Origin of the sequence: Paraburkholderia dipogonis (assembly GCF_042680985.1) — a bacterium.
Classification (GTDB): Bacteria; Pseudomonadota; Gammaproteobacteria; order Burkholderiales; family Burkholderiaceae; genus Paraburkholderia; species Paraburkholderia phytofirmans.
Window position 1 is genome coordinate 154,523 of sequence record NZ_JBHUFR010000016.1, and the last position, 22,255, is coordinate 176,777.

Sequence of the window (22,255 nt, forward strand, 5' to 3'; positions counted from 1 at the left end):
TTACACCATTGGTGAATCGATTCATTTGCTATCATCAATCGATCGCTAGCCGACCGGGGTGTCGCGATTCCTTGTTTGGAGAAGAGCGGTGAAGGAAAAGTTATTCATCATGGCGGCTCTGCTGGGCGGGAGCGGTTTCGTTCATGCGCAGAGTTCAGTCACGCTGTACGGGATCATCAACGAGGCCATCACTTACTCGTCGAACCAGGGCGGCCATAGCGCGGTGCAGTTGACCGGCAACGGCGAGTACGGCAGCCGCTGGGGACTGCGAGGCGCAGAAGACCTCGGCGGCAACACCAAGGCGATCTTCACGCTGGAGAACGGCTTTAACCCGACCAACGGCGCGCTCGGTCAGAACAACCGCATGTTCGGCCGCCAGGCGTTCGTCGGTTTCTCGAATCCGGACTACGGCACGCTGACATTCGGCCGCCAATACGACGCGATCGTCGGCACCTTGCAGACGATGACCTCCAACGGTGCGTGGGGCGGCGTGATGTTTTCGCATCCGTACGACAACGACAACACCGACGACTATTTGCGCGTCAACAACTCGATCAAGTATGTCTCGCCGAATCTGAAGGGCTTCACCGGCACGGCGATGTACGCGTTCAGCAACGCGCCCGGCGCCTTCGCGAACAATCGCATGTGGTCGGTAGGCGGCATCTATTCGCAGGGCGCTTTTTCGATTGCCGCGGCGTATTCGCTCTATGACCAACCGGGCGTGAACACCACGGCGAACGTGAATACGAACGGCGCGATCACCTGTTGCGACGCGCCGATCACGTCCAAACGCGAACAGATCGCGGGCATCGGTGCGTCGTATGTGATCGGCCCGGCCAAGCTGAGCCTGATGTACAGCAACGCGATCTACAACAACGTGGGCACGACGCTGACAAGCGGCATCAACTATCGCTTCAACAACTATGAAGCGAATGCGCGCTTCACGCTCGATCCGACGCTGTTCTTCGGCATGGCCTACACGTACACGAGCGACAACATCACCGGCGGTCCGGGCGGACCCACGCAGGTGCACTGGCATCAGGTCAATCTGCTGGTCGACAAGTTCCTTTCCAAGCGAACCTCCATCTATACCGAGGTGATCTATCTGCGCGCGGCGGGCGGCGGTTTTCCGCGGCCCACGGGCGGACCGTTGCCGGCGACGTCGAACGGCATGCTGGCTTCGCAGATTCAGACCATGTTGCCGTCTTCGGGACAGAACCAGGCCGTGGTCAGTGTCGGACTCGTGCATAAGTTCTAGCGCGCTGCATTGACGGGCGCAAACCGGCCACGCGTTTGCGCCGCATCGACTAACAAGCAAGGTGTGTAATGACTGAAAGACTTTACCGGGCCGGTGTCGATATCGGCGGGACCTTTACGGATATCGTCGTGATCGGTGATGACGGTGTGATTCATACGAGGAAGGTTTCGTCCACGCCCCAGGACTATGGCATCGCGATCGTCGCGGGTTTGCAGGCATTGCTCGCCTCGCTCGACGCGCAACCGCGCCAGATAACCGAACTGGTTCACGCAACCACCATCGCCACGAATACCGTGCTCGAAGGCAAAGGCGCGCGCACGGCGCTGATCACCACGCGCGGTTTTCGCGACGTGGTGGAGATCGGCCGGTTGCGCGTGCCGATGCTCTACAACCTCGCGTATCAGAAACCGGAGCCGCTCGCGAAACGCCGGCATCGTTACGAGGTCGATGAACGGTTGCTCGCCGACGGCTCGATCGACACGCCGCTCGACGATGCTCAAGTGCTGGACATCGCGCAACGTATCGCCGACGAGAACATCGAAGCGGTGGCGATCAGTCTGATTCATGCGTATGCGAATCCCGAACACGAGATCCGCATTCGCGATCTGCTGCGGGGCGTGCTGGGCGACGCCATCTATCTGACCTGCTCGCACGAAATTCTGCCGGAGATCCGCGAATACGAACGCACCAGCACGACCGTCGTCAACGCGTATCTCGGGCCGGTGGTGGTGAGCTATCTGCACTCGCTGATCGACAAGCTGCGCGGCATCGGCATGACCGGTCCCGTGCAGATCATGCATTCGAACGGCGGTGTGATGAGCGCGGCGATGGTGATGCAGAAGCCGGCCACGATCATCGAGTCCGGGCCGGCGGCCGGTGTCATCGCGGGCGCATCGGTCGCCGCCGCGTCGGGTTACGCCGATTGCATCACGGTGGACATGGGCGGGACCACGGCGAAGGCGGCCATCATCGAGAAGGGCGAGCCGGCGCGCACCACCGAATACGAAGTCGGTGCGGGCATCAATGTCAGCAGCAAGCTCGTCAAGGGTGGTGGGCACGCGGTCAAGCTGCCGTTCATCGACGTCTCGGAGATCGGCGCGGGCGGCGGGAGTCTGGTGCGTATCGACGCGGGCGGGCTGGTGAAGGTCGGCCCGGATTCGGCAGGCTCGGTGCCCGGGCCCGTGTGCTACGACGCGGGCGGCACGATTCCGACGCTCACGGATGCTGTGCTGACGCTCGGCTATCTGAATCCGGCGTTCCTTGCCGGCGGCGAGTTGCGCATTAATCAGCAGAAGTCGCTCGAGGCCATGCGCACGCAGATCGCCGAGCCCACGCACACGGATCTCTACGAAGCGGCCTATGGCGTTTTCTCGATCGCGGCCTCCACGATGACGCGCGCGGTGAAAGCCGTGTCGACATATCGCGGCCGCGATCCGCGCGAATTTGCGTTGTTCGCTTTCGGCGGCAATGGGCCGGTGATCGTGCATGCGATCGCCGAATTGCTCGACATGAAGACGGTCATCGTGCCGCCGAGTCCCGGCGTGTTCAGCGCGCTTGGTCTGCTGTTCTCGTCGACGCAACATGAGTTCATGCAAACGATGTTCTGCCGCCTCGATCATTGCGCAGCGGAGCAATTGGCCAACACGCTCGAAGACCTGGTGGCGCGGGCCACGGCGGATATGACGGCCGAGGGCAATGCGTTCGACGATATCGCCGTGACCTGCGCGCTGGATTTGCGCTACACGGGTCAGGCCTACGAGTTGACCGTGCCGATCGAATGGCGAGCCGGTCAGCCGCTCGATATCGTGCCGATCGCTGCCGCGTTTCATGCGGAACACGAACGTACCTACGGCCACGCCTCCACGGACGAGGTGATCGAACTCGTCAATCTGCGCGCGGTCGGTTCGCTGCGCTCGCAGAAAGACCGCGCCTACGACGCGCAACGCGCCGGCGGCAGCCGGGCGGGTTCGCCGGGTGCGCGCGCGCCCGTGCGGCGCCGCGCGTATTTCGGCAAGACCCACGGCTTTATCGACACCCCGGTGATCGCGCGCTCCGATCTGCGCGCCGCGCCGATGACCGGCCCGTTGATCGTCGAAGAATACGACTCGACCTGCGTCGTGCCGCCGAATGCCGGCGCGCGCGTCGATGCCCACGAAAACATCGTCATCACGTTTCTGGAGCAATCCGTATGACTACCCAGCAGGCCGCTTCAGCGGCTACCGACGCCATCACGCTTGAAATCGTCAAGAACGCGCTCGGCTCGATTGCCGACGAAATGGCGCTCGTCGTGCTGCGCACCGCGTATTCGCCGATCGTGCGCGATTCGATGGACTTTTCCACCGCGGTGTTCGACCGCGCCGGCCGCGTGATCGCGCAGGGCCTGACCTTGCCGATTCACCTCGGCGCGTTTCCCGCCGCGATGGACAACGTGGTGCGCCGTTTCGGCACGGCGGGCAAGCCCGGCGACATCTACATCATGAACGATCCCTACACGTCGGGCGGCATGCATCTGCCGGACGTGTATCTGATTCAGCCGGTGTTTTACGAATCGCGTATCGAAGGCTATGTGGCGACCATCGTCCATCACGCCGATATCGGCGGCATGGCGCCGGGCAGCATGGCGATCGGCGCGACGGAAATCTATCAGGAGGGCTTGCGAATTCCGTTGATGAAACTGTGCGATGCAGGCGCCGTCAACGACGCGCTCGTCACGCTGCTGGAAACGAACTCGCGCATGCCGGGCCAGTTGCGCGGCGACCTGCGCGCGCAGGTGGCCTCATGCAAGGCCGGTGAGCGCGGACTCGTGCAATTGCTCGACAAATACGGGGCGGACGGTTTCGGGCGGCTGGTCGAAGCGCTGCACGATTACGCGGAGCGCCTGACGCGCCAGGCGATCGGCACGATGCCGAATGGTGAATACCGTTACGAGGATTTCATCGACGGCCTGGGCGATACGCCTGTGCCGATCGCGTTTCGCGTCAAGGTGACGGTGGCGGACGACACCATCCGCATCGACTGGACCGGCACCGATGCGCAGGTGCAGGGCGCGATCAACGGTCCGTTCGCGACCACGCAATCGGTCGCGTATGCGGCGGTGCGCTGCGCGATCGGCGTCGATGTGCCGAACTGCGAAGGTTTTTCGCGGCCCGTTCAGGTCTACGCGGAAAGCGGCTCGATTGTGAATCCGGTGGAGCCGGCCGCCTGCGCGGCGCGCGGGATCATCGCTTATCGAATGTTCGACGTGTTGCAAGGCGCGTTCGCGCAGATCGTGCCGGATACGATTCCGGCGCTGGGTGAGGGCGGCCCGTCGGTCGTGTCGATTTCCGGGCGTAGTCAGGATGGCGAGGGTGGCGCGCGCGCGGGCAACTGGCTGATCACCGACGGCGTGCTCGGCAGTTGGGGCGGCGGTCGCAATGACGGCTGCGAGGGCATTGCGAATCCGCTCGGCAATCTGTCGAATCAGCCGGTCGAACTGATCGAGGCACGTCTGCCGCTCAAGATCACCGAGTACGGCTTCGTCACCGATTCGGGCGGCGCGGGCCGGCATCGCGGCGGCCTCGCCATGCGCCGCGCTTATGAATTGCGCAGCGACCACGCGTTGCTCGGGCTGCGCTCGGACCGGCGCGCGCATCGGCCTTCGGGTTCGCATGGCGGGTTGAGTGGATCTCCGTCGCTCAACCTGCTGACCCGCGACGGTCGAAGCACGTTGCTGCCGACCATGCCGAGCACCGTGACCGCGCTTCTCAAGGGCGACCGCTTCTGCCATATCGCGGCGGGCGGCGCGGGCCATGGCGATCCGTTGATGCGCTCGCCGCAAGCCGTGCGCGAGGACGTGCTGGACGACCGCATCACGGAGCAGATGGCGCGCGAAGTCTACGGCGTCGTGCTCGAAGGCGCGGGGCGCGACATCGACGCGCGGCGCACCGCCGAGATGCGTGAGCGGTTGCAGACGCTTTCCGGGCAGGAGCGCGTCGCGAAGCAGGAGGCGCTGTTCCTGCAAGCGACCGGCGCCGATGCCGCGGCTATCGGCAAACTCTGACCACTTCGGGGCGTTATCCATGTCCGTTTCAAATATCGAGCCCGACTTCGACACGCAACGCGTGCGCTTGCTGCGTCCGAGCTGGGCCGAGCTCGACTATGGCGCTATCGCGGCGAATCTGGCGCTCGCGCGTGAGCTGGTGGGACGAGCCACGAAAATCTACTTCGTTTGCAAGGGCGACGGCTTCGGTTTCGGGGCTGCGAATGTTGCGCGCCTCGCGGCGCAAGCGGGTGTTGATGGCTTTTGCGTCGGCAGTCCGGAAGAGGGCGTGGCGATTCGCAACGCCGGCATCGACCGCGAGATTCTGCTGTTTGCCGCGACCTTGCCGGAGGATGCGGCGCAGGTCGCGGCGCTGGGACTGACGGTGACGATCCAGAGTCACGAAAGTTTGCGCGCGTTTATCGATGCCGGCGTGGCCGTCGATGCATTCCTCGAGATCGATCCCGGCTTCGGGCGCTTTGGCTTTCTGCCGTCGCAATGGCAAGCCGCGTTCGAGGCGCTGCGGGATCAATCGACCGTGCGGCTCAAAGGCGTGTACACGCATCTGAGTTCGCCGGAGAGCGACGACGTGACGCGCCGGCAGGCCGGCGTGTTCGATGCCGCGCTGGCCGACGCGCGCGCGGCGGGATTCGATAACGTGACGACGATGCTGGCGAGCTCGCGCGTCATGCTGGCGCATCCGCATCTGGCGTATCAGGCGGTCGACCCGGGGCGCTTTTTATACGGTGCGCTCGACGCCGACTGGATGGCGCGCGCGCCGCTGCGGCCGATGTTGCGGGCTGTGCGCGCACGCATCATTCACGTTCAGGAGCATCCGGCCGGATCCGTGCTCGGGATCGGCTACGCGGAACCGATCCGGCTCGAACGCGCTGTGCGCATCGGCGTGGTGCCGATCGGCTTCTGGGACGGGCTGAATCATGTGCCGCCGCTGGGCCGCGTGCTGGTGCACGGACAGACCGCGCGTATTCTCGGGCGCCGTTCTTTCCAACATACCGTGATCGATATCACCGAAATCGCGCAGGCGCGGACCGGCAGCGTCGTCACGCTGCTGGGGCGTGACGGCGATCAATCGATCGAGATCGACGAGCTGGCGCAAACGCTGCGCTTGCCGGTCATGGAACTGGTCCCGCGGCTGGCGCGGAGCTTGCCGCACGTCGATGCCGGCGCGGCTGCCCACGCCGGCGAAAAACGTCGATAACGAGCGGAGACAACACGGCCACGTCAACCTGATCGCAGGCGGATTAAGCGGCGCATAATGCTGGAATCCAGTTATCAGGATGATGGAGGTCGATGTGACTACTTTTGCCATAGACGCCGTTCGCATCAACCCGACGAGCGACCGGATCACTCACGTGCGATGGGCTCCCGTCGACCCGTCGACGCGTGACTGGCTGTCCCCCACGGCGATTGTCGAAGTGCCCGAAGTCGTCGCCGCGATCCGTCGGGGCGATGCTGTCTGGTCCCTTTTTACGCTCGGCGGCACGCGGTTTCTGGGGCCCAAGATCGTGCCTGTCTCCCACACAGACGGCCACGATGGGATCGACACGGATGTCCCCGGCGCCCACGTCGAAAAATGCATCGACGACCTGCCGCGCGTTTGATCGCTCTCTCTTCAGCGCTGTCGACGATCATCCGCTGGAAAAACTACAATAGCGGATTCTGCATGCTTGAACCCGCGGCGCCGATTCGGCGTCCGGGGTTCAAGCCATCGGCTCGGTTGATGCAATCTGCATGTCGATCTGCATAACGAGTGTTTCCCACCAGGCCAACCCAACCCCAACCGAGAAAATCAATGGCCAACGAAAAATCAAAGCGCGCACGCCGTGCCGCCGAAAGCCTCTTCGGGGATTTGCCGAGCACCAGCAACACCACGGCCAGCCGGCCCTCGAATCCTTTCGACAACGACCCGTTCGACAGTCCCGCCAGCGTGACGCCGAGCGGGGACGAACTGGTCGTCGTGCCGGGCCAGTTCGAACTGCCGCCCGGCTATGCGGACGCGGCCGCCATGCGCGATGCGCTCGCCCGCGTCTGGCGGATGGACTGGATCAAAGTGGGCAAAGGCGAATGCGTGGTCAGACTGCCAGTTGGATGGCGCGCGGACAAATCCGTGGACGGTGTTTTGCGGATCGAATCCGCGGGCGTCGTTCGTGCGCAGGGCCGCATCGTGGAGGGCGCCGCATTGCAGATTCTGCCGCGCTACTACCTGAAGGCCGAATTCCATGAATCGAACGACCATTGCCGGATCGTCGTGCGGGATCGCGGCCGCAACAACAGCGTCCTGAAGGATTCGTTCTGGGACACGCGCAGCGGCCCGAACCATCCGCAGTGGAAGATTCTGTCCGACTGGCTGGACAAGGAATACCCGGATCACCGCGATCCGCTTCGGTATTGGGACGATTGCGAAGACAATCGCCGCGGCGTTTGAGCGAGTACCGAGCGCAACCATGTCCCACCTGAAATATTTGACTGGCTACTCGCCCACGCTTCAGGAGAAAGTCAAAAAGCTGATCGCTGACGACCAACTCGGCCAGTACCTCGCCGCGCGCTATCCGAACACGCACGACGTGCAAACAGATCGCGCGCTGTACGCCTACTGCGCCGATCTGAAGCGCGAACACCTGCGCAGCGCGGAGCAGATCGACAAGGTCGCCTACGACAGCAAACTCGACGTCGTGCGTCACGCGCTCGGTCTGCACACGAGCATTTCACGCGTGCAAGGCGGCAAGCTGAAGGCGAAGAAAGAAATCCGCATCGCCTCGCTGTTCAAAGCGGCGGCGCCGGAATTTCTGAGAATGATCGTGGTGCACGAACTCGCTCATCTGAAGGAAAGCGACCACAACAAGGCCTTTTACCGCCTGTGCGAGTTCATGCAACCGGGTTACCACCAGATCGAGTTCGATCTGCGTCTTTATCTGACGCAGCGCGAACTGGCAAAAAAGCCCGTCTGATGATCAAGCCGCGACCGCCTCGACTTCGGAGGCCTTCAATAACACCGGAATCGACTTCGACGTCGGCGTGCCCGCGCCATCGGCGACCGACGACAGCGGCACGAGCGGATTCGTCTCCGGGTAATAAGCGCCGAGACAGCCGCGCGGAATGTCGTACTCCACGAGCAGAAAACCATCCGCGTGACGCTCGATGCCGTCCGCCCACACGCTCGTGATATCCACGCGTTGTCCCGCCGCGAAGCCGAGCATCGCAAGGTCGTCCTTGTTGGCGAACAGCACGCGGCGTTGTCCGTACACGCCGCGATAACGATCGTCGAGACCGTAAATCGTCGTGTTGTACTGATCGTGCGAGCGCGTTGTCATCAGCGTCATCAGCCGCTCGCCGTGTTCCTTGCGCGCCTGGTGGATCGGCGTGGCCATATCGATTGCGTGCACCAGGAACTGCGCCTTGCCGCTCGGCGTTTTCCAGATCCGCTCGCGCGACGCCACGCCGAGGTGGAAGCCGCCGGGATTCTTCAAGCGCTCGTTGTAGTCGGTGAAGCCTTCGATCACTTGCGCGATGCCGTCGCGGATCAGCGAGTAGTCCGCGGCCTGCGCGAGCCAATCCACTTTCGCGCTGCCGAGCGTCGCATGCGCCATGCGCGCGACGATCGCAATTTCCGACAGCAGATTCTCCGACGCCGGTTTGTTCATGCCGTACGAGATATGCACCATGCTCATCGAATCCTCGACGCTCACGCCTTGCGCCACGCCGTTCTGCAAGTCGATTTCGGTGCGGCCGAGCGTCGGCAGAATCAGCGCGTCGCGTCCATGGACGAGATGGCTGCGGTTCAGCTTGGTCGTGATGTGCACGGTGAGGTCGCATGAACGCATCGCTTCCCATGTGCGCGGCGTGTCGGGCGTCGCGATCGAGAAATTGCCGCCCAGGCCGATGAACACCTTCACCTTGCCGTCGAGCATCGCCTGAATCGTGTTGACGACGTCGAGTCCGTGCTCGCGCGGCGGTTCGAAATCGTAGACTTCGCCGAGTTTGTCGAGAAACGCCTCAGTCGGTTTTTCTTCGATGCCGACCGTGCGGTCGCCTTGCACGTTCGAGTGGCCGCGCACCGGGCACAGGCCCGCGCCGCGGCGGCCGATATTGCCGCGCATCATCATCAGGTTCGACAGGATCTGCACCGTCGGCACCGAATTCTTGTGCTGTGTGAGGCCCATGCCCCACGTCGAAATCACGGCGCGGCCCTTCACGTAGATGTCGGCGAGTTGCAGCACGTCTTCGAACGGCACGCCGGCTTCGGCGACGATCGTGTCCCAGTTCTCGGCGCGCAAGTCATCGGCGAAGGCGTCGAAGCCGACCGTATGTTCGGCGATGAACGCGACATCCAGAACGCGTTCCAGGCCCGACGCCAACGCTTCGTCGTCGAGCTCGATCACGCGTTTGGCGACGCCCTTGATCAGCGCGAAATCGCCGCCGACTTTCGGGCGAATGAACACGGAGCTGATCTTCGTGCTGCCCATCGTCAGCATTTCCACCGGATGCTGCGGGCTCGCAAAGCGTTCGAGGCCGCGCTCCTTCAGCGGATTGATCGACACGATGGTCGCGCCGCGCTTGGCGCACTCACGCAGTTCGCCGAGCATTCGCGGATGGTTGGTGGCCGGATTCTGGCCGAAGATCAGCAGCGTGTCGGCGTGTTCGAAGTCGTCGAGCGTGACCGTGCCTTTGCCGATGCCCACCGTATGCGGCAAACCGCGGCTGGTCGCCTCGTGGCACATGTTCGAGCAGTCGGGGAAGTTGTTGGTGCCGTACATGCGCACGAACAGCTGGTACAGGAAAGCGGCTTCGTTGCTCGCGCGGCCCGAGGTGTAGAAGGCGGCGCGGTCCGGATCGTCGAGCCGCTTCAGGTGATCGGCGATCAGGTCGAACGCTTCGTCCCAGCCGATCGGCACGTAACGGTCGCTCACGGCGTCGTAGACGAGCGGGTCGGTCAGGCGGCCGTGCTGTTCGAGTTCGAAGTCCGACTGCGTCATCAGTTCGGCGATCGTATGTTGCTCGAAGAACGCCGGCGTCACGCGTTTGCTGGTCGCCTCGGCGGCCACGGCCTTCACGCCGTTTTCGCAGAACTCGAAGGTGGACGCATGCTCGCGATCCGGCCACGCGCAGCCGGGGCAGTCGAAGCCATTCGGCTGATTCTGCTTGAACAGCATTCGGTAGTCGCCGCCCGTCACCTTCTCCTTGAGCAGGTTGAGGGCGACGTACTTGAGCGCGCCCCAGCCGGCGGCGGGGTGCGTATAGGGTTCGATGCGAGCTTCGGGTTTCTTCATGATGTTGCCGCCGGATCGGGCTTGGACGAGGCTGTTGAGCCGATAGGTGCAAGCCTACTGTGTTCCAAAAAGGGCGCAGCATACAGAAAATTGGAAAGGGAAGGGATACAGTTGACCGGTTTTGCCCTAGACTGGCGCTTCAGCCCACGCTTTCGCGCGACTCAAGTCCTTGAAACTGTACGAAAAACTCGCCGATGAAATGACCGAAGCCGTGCGCCGCGGCGTGTTCGCGGCGGGCGAGCGGATTCCGTCCGTGCGGCAGGCGAGCCAGCAGCACGGCGTGAGTATCAAGACCGTGTTGCACGCGTACGCGTTGCTGGAAAGCCGGGGGATTGTCGAAACGCGGCCGCAGTCGGGCTATTTCGTGCGCGACGCGGCGGCGCGGGCCGTGGCGCTCGACGAGCCGCGGCCGGGCCGCCCTTTGCCGCCGCAGACGCCGCACACACCGCCGGTGGCCGCGGCGGTGGACGTAAGCCGCCTCGTGCTGTCGACTCTGCGCAGCATCCGCGCGCACGACGCCGTGCCATTCGGCTCGCCGTATCCGGATCCGTCGCTGTTCCCGTGGCGGCGCATCAACCAGTACGCGAACGCGATCGCGCGACGCCATGCGAGCTGGAATCTGATCGACGATCTGCCGCCGGGCAACCCCGAGCTGATTCGGCAGATCGCCCGGCGTTATGCCGAGAACGGCGCGCCAGTCGATCCCGATGAAATCGTCATCACGCTCGGCGCGACCGAAGCGATCAACCTGAGCTTGCAGGCGGTCGCCAAACCCGGCGACACGGTGGCCGTCGAATCACCGACCTATTACGCGATGCTGCACGCCATTGAGCGCCTCGGCATGCGCGCGATCGAGGTGGCGACGCATCCGCTTCACGGCATCGATATCGAGGCCTTGGCTCAAGTGATCGCCGAACAGAAGATCGCGGCCTGCATGGTGATGCCGAACTTCCAGAATCCGCTTGGTTTCCAGATGCCCGATGCACGCAAGCGGCAGCTGGTCGAACTGCTGGCGGCGCACGAAATACCGGTGATCGAGAACGACGTCTATCAGGAGCTTTACTTCGGCGAGACGCGGCCACAGACCCTGAAGAATTTCGACGCGAAGGGGCTGGTGCTGCACTGCGCGTCGTTTTCGAAGAGTTTGACCGCGTCGTACCGGATCGGCTGGGCGCTGCCGGGACGCTATCGCGCCCAGGTCGAGAAGCTGAAGTTTCTCAATACGCTGACCACGCCTTCGGTGCCGCAAGTCGCGGTCGCCGATTATTTGCGGCAGGACGGCTACGATCGGCATCTGCGGCACGTGCGCAAGGTTTATCGGCAGCAGGCCAGCATCATGATGGCGATGGTGCAGCGGTTTTTTCCGGTTGGCACGCGCATGTCGACGCCGCAGGGCGGCTACGTGCTGTGGGTCGAACTGCCCGAGCGGGTCGATTCGATGCGGCTCTACCAGGCGGCGCTCGCGCGCAGCATCACGGTCGGGCCGGGCATGATGTTTTCGACGCGCAACGATTTTCGCCACTTCATCCGGCTCAACTACAGCTATCCGTGGACCGCGCAGACCGAAGCGGCTTTGAAGACGCTCGGCGAACTGGTCATGCAGATGGCGTAAAAAAGGAGGAGACACTGACTATGGAAGACGACGAACTCGATCCGGTGCTGGTCGCCATCTTGACGCAATTGTGGCGCGCGCATCGGGAAACGCCGGGCGGCGCGTGGTCGCTCGCCAAACTGTCGAAGCAGGCCGGCGTGCCAATGAGCGGCTTGCGGCGGCAGTTGACGGCGCTCGTCGACGGCGGTCTGGTGGACACGACGTTCAACGAGGAAGGCACGGGCACGGCGCGCCTGAGCGAGCTGGGCCAAAGTCTGTGCGGCGAGTTGTTCGGCGACGGCGACGGTAACGGCGACGGCGACGGCGATGCGCCCGACGAGGATCAGGCGGAGCCGCAGCCGAAGCTTCACTGACCGCGAGCGCGGCTCGCCTGAGCGTGGCTTTAAAGCTGGCTCATCCCACCGTCGGCGATGATTTCCGTACCGACGATAAACGCCGACTCCGGCGCCGACAGATGCAGCACGGTCGAGGCGATTTCTTCCGGCGTGCCGAAGCGGCCCACCGGCACCTGGCCGAGAATCTGCGCGGCGGTGGATTCGAGCGCGGCGGCGTCGAGGCCGAGCTTGCCGTACAGCGGCGTCTGCACCGGGCCGGGACTCACCACATTGACGCGCACGCCTTGCGGCAGCAGTTCTGACGAAAGCGTCTTCGCCAGCGAAATCACCGCGGCCTTGCTCGCCGCATACACGGACGACGCCGGCATGCCGATATGCGCATTGATCGAGCCGTTGATCACGATCGACGCGCCGCGATTGAGCAACGGAAGCAGCGCCTGAATCTGAAAGTAAGCGCCCTTGACGTTGGTGTTGAACATCGCGTCCCAGAAGGCTTCGTCGACGTCCGGAAACGGCGCGAATTTCGCGGTGCCGGCGTTGACGAACACCGCGTCGAGGCGGATGCCGGCGGCGCTGATCGCAGCCGCCAGTTCACGCGCCGACGCCACCGAGCCGGCGTCGTTGCGCACCGCGACGGCATCGGCGCCGAGCGCCTGTCTTGCCGTTTCGAGGGCGTCGGCATCGCGGCCGGTGATCACCACACGGGCGCCTTCATCGGCGAATGCCTTGGCGGCCGCGAAGCCGATGCCGCTGCTGCCGCCGGTGACGAGAACCGACTTACCTTGGAAGCGAGTCATTTTGAATCTCCGAAAGAGTGTTGCGGGTTGGTGAGAGTGATATTGCGCCTGCGCGGCGGCCTTGCCGTACCATTTCTCCGACGTACTCGTTCGAAAGTATCGAACATGTTTATGACCATACCAAAATACGAGCTTAGTTATGGGCGGAATAACGGGAAATAATTTTTCCGCTGAAATTGACCTTCGAATATGGCCCCCTATGCTGGAGCCTTGCCCGGGTTATCCCGAGCGCTGGGGCAGGCACCTTCAACCATCTTCGGAGAATCCATGAAAACAACGCTGGCGCGAGCGCTGAATCATTCACTGCGCATCAAAGCCGTCCGAACCGTCCTCGTTGCGGCGCTTGGCGCGACGCTGGCATTCAGCGCAGCGGGGGCGTCCGCCGCCGCCACGCAGCCGGTCGGCATTGCCTTCGTCTACCTCGGCAATCCGGGCGACGCCGGCTGGACCTACGCGCACGAACAGGGCGTGAAAGCGCTCGAGGCGAAGTTCGGCGACAAGATCAAGGTGACGCGCGTCGAGAACGTGCCGGAGTCGGCGGATTCGGAGCGCGTGTTCCGCGATCTGGCGTCCAGGGGCAACAAGATCGTGGTGGGGTCGAGCTTCGGCTTTCAGGATTTCGAGCTGAAGGTCGCCAAGGACTTCCCCGACGCCGTGTTCGAACATGCCACCGGCTACAAGAAGGCCGCCAACTTCGCCACTTATGACGTGCGCACCTATCAGAGCGCCTATCTGGCGGGTCTCGTCGCGGGCTATACGACCAGATCGAACACGCTCGGCTTTGTCGGCTCCGTGCCGGTGCCGGAGGTGGTGCGCAACATCAACGCGTTCACGATGGGCGCCCGCTCGGTCAATCCGAATGCGCGCGTGAAGGTGGTGTGGATCAATAGCTGGTTTGATCCGGGCCGCGAAAAGCAGGCCGCCGAAACGCTGATCGGCCAGGGCGCCGACGTGCTGATCCAGAACACCGATTCGACGGCGACGATGCAGACCGCCGAGCAGAAGAAGGTGCATGCGTTCGGCTGGGACTCGGATATGAAGAAGTTCGGGCCGAATGCGCAACTCGGCGCATGCGTGAGCAACTGGGGCGTGTACTACACGCACCTGGTCGATCAGGTGATGGCGGGCACCTGGAACAATTCGCCGGTGTGGTGGGGGCTGAAAGAGAAAGCGATCGACCTCGCCGACATCAACACCGAAGCTGTTTCGCCGGCCGCGCAAAAGGCTTTGAGCCAGAAGCGCGATGACATCATCTCCGGCAAGTTCAATCCTTTTGCCGGTCCGATCATGGATCAGTCCGGTGCGGTGAAGGTCGCCGCCGGCAAGTCGCTGAGCGATCCGGAACTGTTGCGTTTGAACTGGTTCGTGCAGGGCGTGGACGGCTCGCTGCCCAAGTAAAAATTTGCTTCGCTAATCTAACTATTATTTAAGGAGATCGCCCGTGAGTCTGACGGTTTCGACGGAGGCCGCCGCAGCGGCCGCCAATTATCCGCCGCAGGGTTTGACGCCCACGCACGAGCAGATCGTGCGGCATCTGCGGCATTCGAGCCGGGTGGCCGAGCGGGCGACGCTGCTGGGACATCATCCGTTCGGCGCGGTGCTGGTCGGACCCGACCAGGAGACGGTGCTGATGGAGCAGGGCAACGTCGACACGGTGAATCACGCCGAGTCGGTGCTGGCGCGCGTGGCGGCGTTGAACTTCACGCCTGAGTATTTGTGGAGCTGCACGCTGTACACGTCAGTCGAGCCTTGCTGCATGTGTGCCGGCACGATGTATTGGGCCAACATCGGCCGGGTGGTGTTCGGCATGACCGAGAAGCGCTTGCTGGAGGCGACCGGCGATCACGCCGAGAATCCGACCATGAGCCTGGATTGCCGGTATGTCTTCGATCATTGCCAGAAACCGGTCGAGGTGATCGGGCCGGTGCCCGAAGTGGAAGCCGAGGTGATGGCGGTGCAGCGCGGATTCTGGAGCAGCCGCTAGGCGTGCCTGGTGTGCCTGGTGTGCTTGGTGCGCTTGCGGGAGAGAGAAGCGCGATGTTTGCACCCCTGCTTGAGTGCCTGGCCTCGCCGAGCCGACATGCAAAGCATGCTTTGGTCATTGCGCGGCGTCGGCCTGCATTTGCGCCGGCGCCAGCATCGCGACGCCGCAGAACCAGTCGCCGCCGCGCGGCTGATGTTTCCACTGTCCGCTGGTCGCCTTGAGCACGCTGGAACACTGCTCGTTCACCACGATTCCAGGGTTCGCCGCCGTGCACTGACGCATCGCCACCTCGGTGGGTTGTGCGGGGGCCGTGAGCGGCCTGCGTCGCGTGTCGGGCTCGGCGGGCGTGGTGGATGGCGGCGGCGTTCCGGTTTGGGTTTGCATCCCTTCGATCAGCGTCTGCAGTTCCTCGATACGCGTTGCGTACCACGTCCCCAGACACGCCGCATCGCGGCAGTTCGCTTCACGCCATGCCCATTTGCTGTCGCTGTCGGTGAGAAAGGCGCGCCGGTTGCTGACCCGCCGACGCGCTTTCCAGTACAGTTGCCCCAGCGTGTCGTCGAGCTTCGAGAGGGCGGGGTCGTTGCAAATCATCCTCTCGGTTAGCGAGCGTCCCCGGTTGCAGTCGAAGCTGGTGGCCTGGGCGACTGGATGCGCGAGCATCAGCGCGGCGATCAGAAGTGGGCGGATGATGGTCATTGCGGTCCCGAAAGTGCATGGCTTTTTCATGCAATGGATGATCGGCCGAGATGCCTGAACACGGACGCCCGAAAAACGCGTGACTTCAGGTGGGTGGTTACCAAATCTTGCCTCACGGGGACGGCGGGAATCGACGGGGCGCTTGACTGAACGCTTTCAGGCATGTGCCGTGCAACTCGCCTGTAACCGGATGCATCGCACGGCGCTACATGGCGGCGCGGCGCACCGCGCAGGGACCACAAGCACTCACTACATCAGCAGGACCGGCCGGCAGGACACGCGGCGCTTGAAACGGGAGAAAGAATGAAACAACACCTCGTTCGATGTCTGTACGCGGCGGCCGGCGTGCTGGCCTTGCCCGCCGTGGCTTGCGCGCAGTCGCAGGCCTATACCAACACCACCGTCAACGTGCGCGCGGGCCCGGCGCCGGATTACCCGGTCGTGACGCAATTGCCAGGCGGGGTGCCGCTGAGCGTGATGGGGTGCATCAGCAACTATCAATGGTGCGATGTCGCCGCGCCGAACTTGCGCGGCTGGGTGTATGCAGGCTCGCTCAGCTATCCGTATCAGGGCGCCAATGTGCCGGTGATGAACTACGGCATGGTAATCGGGCTGCCGATCGTGACGTTCTCCATCGGCGCGTATTGGGGCGACTATTATCGCGGCCGGCCTTGGTACGGCCAGCAATCGCGCTGGGCGCATCATCCGCCGCCACCTCCACCGCGGCCGGGCGCGGGACGGCCGCCGGGGCATGACGGGGGAAGGCCGCCGGGGGGAAGGCCGCCGGGGCATGACGGGGGAAGGCCGCCGGGTGGGCCGCCTCCGGGGCACGGCGGAGGAAGACCGCCGGGTGGGCCGCCGCCAGGGAACGTTGGCGGGCGTCCGCCGGGTGGGCAGCCACCAGGCAATGCGGGCGGACGGCCACAGGGTGGTCAGCCATCGGGTAATGCGGGTGGGCGGCCACCCGGTGGTCGGCCATCGGGCAATGCAGGCGGACGGCCACCCGATGGTTCACAAGGCAACACGGGTGGCCGCCTTCAAGGCGGTCCTCCGCAAGGCGGCGGAGGCAGACCGCCGGGCGGCGGTAACGGCGGTGAAGGACAGGGCGGCGGACACGGTGGCGGCGGTGGGGGTGGCCGCCCGCCGGATCAACACGGCTGAGCGCGATCCAGGCAAGTCGACGCGAAGCGTCCCGGCATGAGTCGGGTTCTGCCTCCGCAACAGGCGGCGGCAGAACCCGAAACCCTCCCGGCGCGGCGCGCGCCGAGGGCGCGATCACACGCTTGAGGCAAGTCGCCGCGCAGCTTCCCCGCGTGATTCGGGTTCCGACTCGCAAAAGCGGGGAAACCTATAACGCTGCCCGCGCGGCGCCCGCCCAAAGCGCCATCGCCCGCTCCAGCAAGGCCTTTGCGCGGTTTCTCCAAGGCCATCAACCGGCCCGATTCGGCAAGCCGTCTCCCATCCGCGACGAATTAAATTCGCCGGCCTCGCGTAAACCCCGGTGTGCCGCGTACACTAAGTTGCCGATGTCGGGTTAGGGGGCGCACATATGACTTGCGAAGCGACATCAGAAAACAAGCTGGAAGCAGCGCCTGAAGGCCGCTATGGATCGAATCTCGCCGAAGGAGTGGTGGCGTCGGAGCGCACGGTGTTGCGCTTGATCACCCGCAACACGCCGCTGCCGGAATTGCTTGACGAAGTATGCCGCCGCGCCGAAGCGCTGCTGGGCGAAGGCGCGTCCTGTTCAATCCTGTTGCTCGACGCCGACGGCGTGCACGCCAGAGTGGGCGGCGCACCGTCGCTGCCGGCGCATTTCAGCGCGGCGATCGACGGCACGGCAATCGGTCCACGGGTCGGCTCGTGCGGCACCGCGATGTACGAGCGGCGCCTCGTCGTCGTCGAGGATATCGAAACCGATCCGCTGTGGGCCGACTTCCGGCACCTCGCATTGCCGATCGGCCTGCGGGCCTGCTGGTCGGTGCCCTTTGAAAACGATTCCGGCGTGGTGCTCGGCGCCTTCGCGGTCTACTACCGCGTGCCGCGCCGTCCGGGCGCTGAGGAAGAAGCGATGCTGCGCGACATCGGCCACAGCGTCGGTCTCGCCGTGCATCAGGACACCATGGTCCAGCGCCTCGCGCACAGCGAGGAGCATCACCGGCTGGTGGTCGATCATCTGATCGAAGGAATCGTCGTGCAGTCGCGCGATGGCATCGTGCTCGCCTGCAATCCGAGCGCGCAGCGCATCTTGCGCGCCACCCCGCAGATCGTCGGCCGCAGTATTCATACGGTGATGGTGCGCGCGTATCACGAAGACGGCTCGCTCGTCATCGACGCCGCCCGCCCGACCGCGCAAGTGTTGAGCACCGGCAAACCGGTGCTCGGCGTGACGATCGGCGTGGAGCTGATCGGCGGCGACATCGTCTGGATCACCGAGAACGTCGTGCCCATCATGAAGCCGGGCGAGGGCGAACCCGGTTCGGTGCTGATCTCGTTCACCGACATCGGACCCGTGCGCGAGGCGCAGCGCCAGCTCAAGTTCCTCGCCACCCGCGATTCGCTCACCGGCCTCTACAACCGCGCCTATCTCACCGAGCGGATGCGCGACCTGTTCACGCCGGACATGTCGTCCGGGATGGGCGAGCTGGCGAGCGTCGCCGTGCTGTTCGTCGATCTGGACGGCTTCAAGAAGGTCAACGACACGGCGGGCCACGAGGCGGGCGACTCCCTGCTCTGCAGCGTGGCGGAGCGCCTCTCGGCGTGCATCTCGCCCGAGGACACGCTCGCGCGCGTGGGCGGCGACGAATTCGTGATCGTGATCAGCGCGTATGAAAACACCGGGCATCTGATCGGCCTCGCGCGCCGCATTCTCGACATGATCGCGGTGCCGTTCGCGGTGGCGGACAACGAGTACTACCTGGGCGCGTCGATCGGCATCAGCCGTTTTCCGGAAGACGGCCAGGACGTCGCCACGCTCATGCGCAACGCGGATTCGGCGATGTATCACGCCAAACAGCGCGGCCGCAACAACTTCCAGTTCTTCACCGCCGAGCTGAATCAGCATCTGCAGCGCCGCTTCACGATCGAGCAATCGCTGCGGCGCGCGCTCGCCGGCAACGAACTCAGCCTCGTGTACCAGCCGATCGTCGACAGCCGCGACGGCCGCACGATCGGCGCGGAAGCGCTGCTGCGCTGGTACAACAGCGAGCTGGGCAACGTGTCGCCGGGGGAATTCATCCCCGTGGCCGAAGATGCCGGGCTGATCGTCGAGATCGGCGACTTCGTGCTGGCGCGCGCCTGCGAGCAGGTGGCGCAATGGCGGCGCACGCTGGCGCCGGAGCTGATCGTCGCGGTGAACCTGTCGCCGCGGCAGTTCAACGACGGTCTGGTGGAGCGGATCGAACGCTGTCTCGCGCAGTCCGGGCTCGAGCCGACGGCGCTGGAGCTGGAGATCACCGAACGGCTGCTGATGAGCGACAGCGAAACCGTCCTGCCGATGCTGAGCGCGCTGAACGCCATGGGCGTGCGCATTTCCGTCGACGACTTCGGTACCGGCTATTCGTCGCTGTCGTATCTGAAGCGTTTCCCGCTGCATAACCTGAAAATCGACCGCTCGTTCGTCGCGGGTTTGCCGGATCATCGCGATTCGATTGCGATTACCCAGGCCGTGGTGGCGATGGCGCACTCGCTCGGCATGAACGTCACCGCCGAAGGGGTGGAAACCGCCGAACAGGCGGCGTTTCTGCGCGCGATCGATTGCGACAAGCAGCAGGGCTATCTTTACAGCCGTCCGGTCGGGGCCAGTGCCTATGCCCGCGGTTTGTGGGACGCACAGCTCAACGTCGCCGACGCCTCCTGAACCTGCCGGCCGTTCCGCACGCAAGCCCGGACCCCTTGCCGCGCTTGCGAATGCCGGCTTGCACGGCGCGCGGCGCGCGCATCCCGACGGGATTGTTCGGTTTGCCGGACAAGTGACTTCGCGTTCGCGCTATTTATCCGCGAGGCTGGTCTCCCTAAAATCCTCCCATCGAAAGGAAAATTGAGCGCGATGCCGAAACGGCGTCGTGCGATGGGAGTTGTCATGCCAGCTTTAATCAGAGACCAGCTTTACCGGCCGTCGGTGGTCTTGCCGATGGTTGCCCTCATGCAGGTGATGGTGTCGCAGGATTTCAATCTCGGCCAGGTCGGCTGGGTAATGGCGTCACGCGGCGCGCAGGCCGCGCTGCAACGTTCGCGCGAACTGATCTGCGCCGTGCATTGCCACGCCTGAGCACAACGGACGGAAAATAGCAGTCATCCGCAACAATCCGCAACAATCGGCGGCAGTAGTGAGCAGCACAACGTGGTGATTCCAGAGGCGAAGCGTAAGATGCTACGACCAGCACCCCAGCCTCGGGAGAGTTGCCATGCCACAGCACTTCGACGCAGTTGTGATCGGTACGGGACAAGGCGGCTCCCCGCTCGCCGTGCGTCTCGCTCAAAGCGGCCGCCAAACAGCGGTTATTGAACGGGCTGCCTTTGGCGGTACCTGCGTGAACGTCGGCTGCACGCCGACCAAATCCTATGTTGCGAGCGCCCGCGCGGCCCATGTCGCGCGTCATTGCGCGGAACTCGGCGTGCAGGTGGGCGGCGCGATCAGCGTCGATCTGGACGCCGTCAAGGCACGCAAGGACAAGGTCATTGGGCAGTCGCGCGACGGCGTCGAAGCATGGCTGCGCGGCACGAAGAACGTGAGCGTGTTCAAAGGCCACGCGCGTTTCACCGGACCGCGCGCACTCGCTATCAGCGGACCGGACGGCAATCTGCTCGACGAGATCAGCGCCGACGAAGTCTTCATCAATACCGGCACGCGCGCCGTCGTGCCGCCGCTCGACGGGCTCGAGCGGATTCGCTACTACACCAACTCCAACCTGCTCGATCTGACGGAATTGCCGAGTCATCTGGTGATCGTCGGCGCAAGTTATATCGCGCTCGAATTCGCGCAGATCTTTCGCCGCTTCGGCAGCCAGGTGACCGTGCTAGTGCGCGGCGAGCGTTTGCTCACGCGCGAGGACACCGATTTCGCCGATTCCGTGCAGAAGGTGCTCGCGCGCGAAGGCGTGGAATTTCGCTTCAATGTGCAGCCTTCGCGGGTGGAGCCGCATCCGCATCGCGAGAATGACGTGTGCGTCGGCTTCGAGCAGAACATTCCCGCGCTCGAGGCGTCGCACCTGCTGTTCGCGACCGGCCGTGAGCCGAATACCGACGACCTCGGCCTCGCCGCCGCCGGCATCACAGTGGACAAGCACGGCACGATTCCCGTCGACGGCCAGCTGCGCACCAACGTGCCGGGCGTCTGGGCGATCGGCGACGTCAACGGGCGCGGCGCCTTTACCCACACCTCCTACGACGACTATCAGATCGTCGCGGCCAATCTGCTCGACGGCGGCTCACGCAGCGTCGATACGCGGATCATGGCGTATGCCGTGTTCGTCGATCCGCCGCTCGCGCGTGTCGGCGCTTCCGAGGCCGAGGTGCGCAAGTCGGGCCGCGACGCGCTGATCGCCACCATGCCGATGACACGCGTGGGCCGCGCGCGCGAACGCGGCGAAACCGACGGCTTCATGAAGGTGATGGTCGACCAGGAGAGCAAACGGATTCTCGGGGCGGCGATTCACGGCATCGAAGGCGACGAGGCGATTCACACGTTCATCGACATCATGACGACGGGCGCGCCGTATCCGACCTTGCAGTACGCGATGCATATTCACCCGACCATCAGCGAACTCATCCCGACCTTGCTCGATGGACTCAAGCCCATGAAGTGAGCGGCGCGCACGAGCGGAGCACATACGATGATGCGCGCAATCCAAAGCGGCAATCTGTTCGATCACGATGCATCCGCGGACGCGGACGAGCAGATCGATGCGCTCGTCGAAGAGGGCGGCGTGAGCATCGAGCGGATCGTCTCGATGGGCCACGCCAGCGCGCCGGGTTTCTGGTACGACAGTTCGCGCGCCGAGTGGGTCGTGCTGCTGAGCGGCGCGGCGGCGCTCGAATTCGAAGGCGAGGCCGGGCCTCACCCGATGAAGGCCGGCGATCACGTGCTGATCGCCGCGCATTGCCGGCATCGTGTGGCATGGACGAGCGAGCAGGAACCCTGCGTGTGGCTCGCCGTCTATTACCCGGACGACGCTCCGACCTGACCTCGGCAAACTGCCGATCGATCAGGCGCATCGACAAAGCGTCGGGCCATCGCGGATAATCGGCAACGGCGTGGGTCGTCTG

19 protein-coding genes are annotated in these 22,255 nt (G+C 64.1%); 16 read left to right on the top strand and 3 right to left on the bottom strand.

What is annotated here, in order from left to right; translation table 11 throughout:
• Window positions 1-88 precede the first annotated feature (88 nt).
• The 7 genes from ACFSNN_RS20910 to ACFSNN_RS20940 all read left to right on the top strand — a co-directional run bounded on the left by ACFSNN_RS20910 (window position 89) and on the right by ACFSNN_RS20940 (window position 8,245).
• Window positions 89-1,258: a porin gene (locus tag ACFSNN_RS20910; RefSeq protein ID WP_134455574.1), complete on the top strand. Its 1,170-nt coding sequence runs from the start codon at window positions 89-91 to the stop codon at window positions 1,256-1,258.
• Window positions 1,259-1,326: 68 nt separating this feature from the next.
• Complete coding sequence (locus ACFSNN_RS20915; protein WP_134455575.1) at window positions 1,327-3,450, top strand: hydantoinase/oxoprolinase family protein; 2,124 nt, start codon at window positions 1,327-1,329, stop codon at window positions 3,448-3,450.
• Window positions 3,447-5,297 (top strand): hydantoinase B/oxoprolinase family protein, encoded by a 1,851-nt coding sequence (locus ACFSNN_RS20920; RefSeq protein WP_134455576.1) that lies wholly within the window; start codon window positions 3,447-3,449, stop codon window positions 5,295-5,297. Before ACFSNN_RS20915 ends, ACFSNN_RS20920 begins: the two co-directional genes overlap by 4 nt.
• A 19-nt stretch (window positions 5,298-5,316) precedes the next feature.
• Window positions 5,317-6,495 carry an alanine racemase gene (gene alr, locus ACFSNN_RS20925; protein WP_134455577.1) on the top strand — a complete coding sequence of 393 codons (1,179 nt, stop codon included), beginning with the start codon at window positions 5,317-5,319 and terminating at the stop codon, window positions 6,493-6,495.
• A gap of 94 nt (window positions 6,496-6,589) precedes the next feature.
• Window positions 6,590-6,898 carry a hypothetical protein gene (locus ACFSNN_RS20930; RefSeq protein ID WP_134458758.1) on the top strand — a complete coding sequence of 103 codons (309 nt, stop codon included), beginning with the start codon at window positions 6,590-6,592 and terminating at the stop codon, window positions 6,896-6,898.
• Window positions 6,899-7,089: 191 nt separating this feature from the next.
• A complete protein-coding gene (locus ACFSNN_RS20935) occupies window positions 7,090-7,722 on the top strand; it encodes a hypothetical protein (protein WP_134455578.1) in 633 nt (210 codons plus the stop codon).
• Window positions 7,723-7,741: 19 nt separating this feature from the next.
• Window positions 7,742-8,245, top strand: coding sequence for a M48 metallopeptidase family protein (locus ACFSNN_RS20940; RefSeq protein ID WP_134455579.1), 504 nt, complete (start codon window positions 7,742-7,744; stop codon window positions 8,243-8,245).
• Between the two features lie 3 nt (window positions 8,246-8,248).
• Here the strand turns inward: ACFSNN_RS20940 and ACFSNN_RS20945 are convergent, their stop codons facing one another.
• Window positions 8,249-10,564: an FdhF/YdeP family oxidoreductase gene (locus tag ACFSNN_RS20945; RefSeq protein WP_134455580.1), complete on the bottom strand. Its 2,316-nt coding sequence runs from the start codon at window positions 10,562-10,564 to the stop codon at window positions 8,249-8,251.
• A 169-nt stretch (window positions 10,565-10,733) separates the two neighbouring features.
• On the opposite strand from ACFSNN_RS20945, the gene ACFSNN_RS20950 reads away from it, so the two are divergent.
• Window positions 10,734-12,176, top strand: coding sequence for an aminotransferase-like domain-containing protein (locus ACFSNN_RS20950; RefSeq protein ID WP_377767333.1), 1,443 nt, complete (start codon window positions 10,734-10,736; stop codon window positions 12,174-12,176).
• Between the two features lie 20 nt (window positions 12,177-12,196).
• Window positions 12,197-12,529 carry a helix-turn-helix domain-containing protein gene (locus ACFSNN_RS20955; protein ID WP_134455581.1) on the top strand — a complete coding sequence of 111 codons (333 nt, stop codon included), beginning with the start codon at window positions 12,197-12,199 and terminating at the stop codon, window positions 12,527-12,529.
• 29 nt (window positions 12,530-12,558) lie between these two features.
• On the opposite strand, the gene ACFSNN_RS20960 is transcribed toward ACFSNN_RS20955, so the two are convergent.
• Window positions 12,559-13,308, bottom strand: a complete 750-nt coding sequence (locus ACFSNN_RS20960; protein ID WP_134455582.1) for an SDR family oxidoreductase — start codon at window positions 13,306-13,308, stop codon at window positions 12,559-12,561.
• A 267-nt stretch (window positions 13,309-13,575) separates the two neighbouring features.
• On the opposite strand from ACFSNN_RS20960, the gene ACFSNN_RS20965 reads away from it, so the two are divergent.
• Window positions 13,576-14,706 (top strand): BMP family ABC transporter substrate-binding protein, encoded by a 1,131-nt coding sequence (locus tag ACFSNN_RS20965; protein ID WP_134455583.1) that lies wholly within the window; start codon window positions 13,576-13,578, stop codon window positions 14,704-14,706.
• A 43-nt stretch (window positions 14,707-14,749) separates the two neighbouring features.
• Entirely contained in the window at window positions 14,750-15,292 is a 543-nt protein-coding gene (locus ACFSNN_RS20970; protein ID WP_208949453.1) for a nucleoside deaminase, read from the top strand.
• A 114-nt stretch (window positions 15,293-15,406) separates the two neighbouring features.
• On the opposite strand, the gene ACFSNN_RS20975 is transcribed toward ACFSNN_RS20970, so the two are convergent.
• Window positions 15,407-15,991, bottom strand: coding sequence for a lysozyme inhibitor LprI family protein (locus ACFSNN_RS20975; protein ID WP_134455584.1), 585 nt, complete (start codon window positions 15,989-15,991; stop codon window positions 15,407-15,409).
• A gap of 303 nt (window positions 15,992-16,294) precedes the next feature.
• Between ACFSNN_RS20975 and ACFSNN_RS20980 the strand changes: the two genes are divergently transcribed.
• The 5 genes from ACFSNN_RS20980 to ACFSNN_RS21000 all read left to right on the top strand — a co-directional run bounded on the left by ACFSNN_RS20980 (window position 16,295) and on the right by ACFSNN_RS21000 (window position 22,173).
• Entirely contained in the window at window positions 16,295-17,152 is an 858-nt protein-coding gene (locus ACFSNN_RS20980) for an SH3 domain-containing protein (protein ID WP_377689071.1), read from the top strand.
• A gap of 388 nt (window positions 17,153-17,540) precedes the next feature.
• Window positions 17,541-19,847, top strand: coding sequence for a putative bifunctional diguanylate cyclase/phosphodiesterase (locus tag ACFSNN_RS20985; protein WP_134455585.1), 2,307 nt, complete (start codon window positions 17,541-17,543; stop codon window positions 19,845-19,847).
• Between the two features lie 222 nt (window positions 19,848-20,069).
• Complete coding sequence (locus ACFSNN_RS20990; protein WP_012433618.1) at window positions 20,070-20,258, top strand: hypothetical protein; 189 nt, start codon at window positions 20,070-20,072, stop codon at window positions 20,256-20,258.
• 136 nt (window positions 20,259-20,394) lie between these two features.
• Window positions 20,395-21,795 carry an FAD-containing oxidoreductase gene (locus ACFSNN_RS20995; protein WP_134455586.1) on the top strand — a complete coding sequence of 467 codons (1,401 nt, stop codon included), beginning with the start codon at window positions 20,395-20,397 and terminating at the stop codon, window positions 21,793-21,795.
• 27 nt (window positions 21,796-21,822) lie between these two features.
• A complete protein-coding gene (locus tag ACFSNN_RS21000; protein WP_134455587.1) occupies window positions 21,823-22,173 on the top strand; it encodes a cupin domain-containing protein in 351 nt (116 codons plus the stop codon).
• Window positions 22,174-22,255 lie beyond the last annotated feature (82 nt).